A 3,228-nucleotide genomic window follows, 5' to 3' on the forward strand; every position below is an offset into this window, starting at 1 on the left:
CTCCTAAAGATGCTATCATTGGAGAGTTTAAGGAGCAAGGCTGGAAGGTTAAAGTTATTGATTGTGGTCAAGCTCCTTCACACGAGAGTCGTTATATCTTCTATGGAAAGCTCTACAAAGAAGATGATAAGAGACTTCCTGTCATTAGAATCAACGAGACCACTTGCTATGACCTAATTACCTCCATCAACAACGCAGGGATTAGAACAGACAGGCACAGACTGGAAAAAGATAAACGACCCGAAGTAAATAAGAATGTGAACCCAGAAGATGCAACAAACTTATCAGAAGCCAAAGACTCACTCCTGTTTCCTATGTTCAAAGGCAGAATCCACGCAAATAGTCTCAATGATATGAGCGTACCCATTCGTTAGACTGTAAACCATTTATAACATCATAAGGCTTGCCCCTACCATTTTGTGAAATTTCATAACATAAAATAGTAGGGGCATCTTAGTATGGGGCAACTTCGCTCGTCCTTGAAAGCTGCATTTGCTCCCCTCCTTTTCCTTATCTCATTTCACAATCCAAATCATATTTCGGTAAAAACCACAGTGGCAACTGCCAAACAAAGCAGCGCAGGTCGTGGTGTTTCGTGTGTGCGTGGCAACGTTTTTTTTATTTCAAAGCTCAAAAGTGCCTTGAGGGGCATATAAATAAGGATTTTAAAGAAACTAGAGGGAATAAAAGAAACTTATGTTTTAAAGATAAAATATACAAACAAATAATAAATAAAGTGTATTTTATTTCGCTAAATAGTAGGTTTTTATAATGAATTTTTGTAGTATGCAAAGAGATAGAAAAGACTATCAATTTTTATAAAAAAACTCTTTATAAAGGGCAATTTATAAGAGTTTATCATCAACTTTTTTACAAATAAACACCTAGAATTATGTCAAATTCATTAAAAACACCACAGAAAAAAATAGCCGTTACTAAGGAAAAAAATGGACAAGATGCGCCAAAAACTGTTCCTACTATTACAGAACTTCAAGAGCAAATTAAACAGCTTAAAAAAGACCATGAGAACGAGCGTTTAGAATTTATAGCAGACCTCAGAGGGCTAGAAGAGGAAAAAGAAAGTTTACAAAATGACACAGAAAAAGCAGAACTTGAAAACTCTATCTTAAAATCAAAAATATTGCATCACGAGCAGGAACTTCAAACGGCTGCTAAAAATGCCAAAGAAGAGGCACAGAAGCAAGTCAGATTATTAGAAAAGCAACTTCAAGAAGCCAAAAAGCCTTCTCACAAAACAGCAGAAGAAAAAATAAATAGATTAGAACAGGCTAATAAGATTAAATCTAAGTTAGATTTAAAACTTGCCATGTATGAATCTTTTTCAAAAGCCACAGAGGGAAGCGACATGGATACATTTAGAATTACCTTTGAGAAGCCTATGTCGAACGAAAAATTTACGCTAGGCAATAGTGATATTATCAAAGATTTGATAAATACAACAAAGGTGTACATGGAAAATTCTATTGATAGCTTTAAAAAACAGCTTTTGAGCTATCAAATATAATTTCTTCAAAACCCTTGTAAGGGGCAACTTACAAGGGTTTTTATATCAACTTTTTTATTATAAACACCACCCTCATGAAAATTTTTGTAAGTGATTATGGCACATACAACGAGTACGGCATCATTGGAAAATGGTTTGACCTCTTAGGGTTTGATAGTGCCAAAGAATTTGTAAAAAGTGTCTTTGAATACTTCAAAGAACTAGATAAAAAATACCCTCTTCTTAATGGACCTATAGAAGAACCCATGTACCAAGATTTTGAAGGCTTCCCCGATAATTTTTATAGTGAAAGTATGGGAGAAAAAAGCCTTGAAAGACTATTTGATTTTGCTGAGTTTGTGAGAGATAAAGAGCAAAGTGATATTGATTGTTTTATATCTGTGATAGAACACTTTGGATGTAATGAAGTGGCTAACGCAATAGATATATATGAGAATAATTATCAAGGGTATTATAAAGAGTTCTCAGACTTTGCACACCAACACAAAGAAAATCATTTTGATTGTTTATTTGATGAAAATCTTATAAAAGCCATTGAGCCTTTTTTTGATTACAAACACTATGAACATGAGTTAAGACATTCATATACTAACATAGATGGTCATGTATTTTTATCTCATTAACTGATAGCTACAAAAAAAGCCTTACAGGGGGCAACCCATAAGGCTATATTTATCAACTTTTTAAAGGAGATAAACACCAGTTACAAATATAAGATAAAAAACAATATATCAAAATCATTTCTCAAAACCTTCATTTTTCAAAAAGTAGCTTTTTGAAAAATGAAGGTTATACCCATTTTTTTGCGTAGAGAAGGCATTTTTATATCCAAAAAGCAAGCTAAAGCAAGCCATTTGAACATAAAAAAAGAGTCAGATTGAACTACATCTTTTTAAAGTAAGCTACGCAAACCATAAAAAATGTAATTCAAGAAAGGTTGTACAATATATGTGTTTTTAGCTACTAAAAAGTAAGCCTATATTTCTGCTCTTTTGAAATAAAAAATACAAGCTATGCGATTTTATTTCTTAGACTCTCTACTGCAAGCTGTACTACTTTCTACGGCTGCTTCTTATTTTGTAAATACAGGTACTGCTACTCTAAATCCAGTAGTTAGCACTAGCCTTGATATTTTTGATGTCGCTTCAAAAGTAACTATTGTAGGTGTACTAGGGCTGTTTTTATACCTCGTAAACAAAGAAAGAACTTCATATATAGATAAAATCAAAGAAACCTATGATGACCTTTTAAAACTCAAAGACAGGGAAATTGAAAAAAAAGATGGAGAAGTTACCTTTTGGAGAGATAAATTTTTAGAAAAATGACACACAGCTCAGAAGTATTTAGAATCATTGATTCTTTAGATGAATATGGAGAACCTACCAAATTTTCTTGTACTGTCATTACGGCTGACCTTGGGCGAGATACAGGAGGAGAAAAAATGTATCTGCACGATGCTAGGCTCTACAAAAATTCAAAAGCAGCACAAAAAAAGCGAGCAAAAAAACAAAAGGATAGTCTTTCTATCCGTCCCAATGAGCGAAAAAATATCACTCGCAATGTCCTTTTAAAAAATGGAAATGTCATTAAAATTCATCCTCATTTAATTATCAGATTTAACGGAAACGAAGTCCTACCATAATGTCAAAAAATGTAATCTCAACTCCTGATAGAAGTGTTCACTATTTGAAAAATAGAGGAGG

General features: G+C 33.2%; 5 protein-coding genes and 1 pseudogene. All 6 read left to right on the forward strand.

Going from position 1 to position 3,228, the window contains the following annotated elements; genetic code table 11:
• A pseudogene (locus QZ659_RS20400) lies at positions 1-374 on the forward strand (hypothetical protein); the annotation flags it as partial.
• An 84-nt stretch (positions 375-458) separates the two neighbouring features.
• Positions 459-656, forward strand: coding sequence for a hypothetical protein (locus QZ659_RS20405; protein WP_291728937.1), 198 nt, complete (start codon positions 459-461; stop codon positions 654-656).
• A 236-nt stretch (positions 657-892) separates the two neighbouring features.
• Entirely contained in the window at positions 893-1,525 is a 633-nt protein-coding gene (locus QZ659_RS20410; RefSeq protein WP_291728939.1) for a hypothetical protein, read from the forward strand.
• A 74-nt stretch (positions 1,526-1,599) separates the two neighbouring features.
• Positions 1,600-2,148: an antirestriction protein ArdA gene (locus tag QZ659_RS20415; RefSeq protein WP_291728941.1), complete on the forward strand. Its 549-nt coding sequence runs from the start codon at positions 1,600-1,602 to the stop codon at positions 2,146-2,148.
• A gap of 390 nt (positions 2,149-2,538) precedes the next feature.
• On the forward strand, positions 2,539-2,850 hold the full coding sequence (locus QZ659_RS20420; RefSeq protein WP_291728943.1) for a hypothetical protein: 312 nt from the start codon (positions 2,539-2,541) through the stop codon (positions 2,848-2,850).
• Positions 2,847-3,167, forward strand: a complete 321-nt coding sequence (locus QZ659_RS20425; protein ID WP_291728944.1) for a hypothetical protein — start codon at positions 2,847-2,849, stop codon at positions 3,165-3,167. Before QZ659_RS20420 ends, QZ659_RS20425 begins: the two co-directional genes overlap by 4 nt.
• The last annotated feature ends 61 nt before the right edge of the window (positions 3,168-3,228 follow it).

It is taken from the genome of Bernardetia sp. (assembly GCF_020630935.1).
Taxonomy (GTDB): domain Bacteria; phylum Bacteroidota; class Bacteroidia; order Cytophagales; family Bernardetiaceae; genus Bernardetia.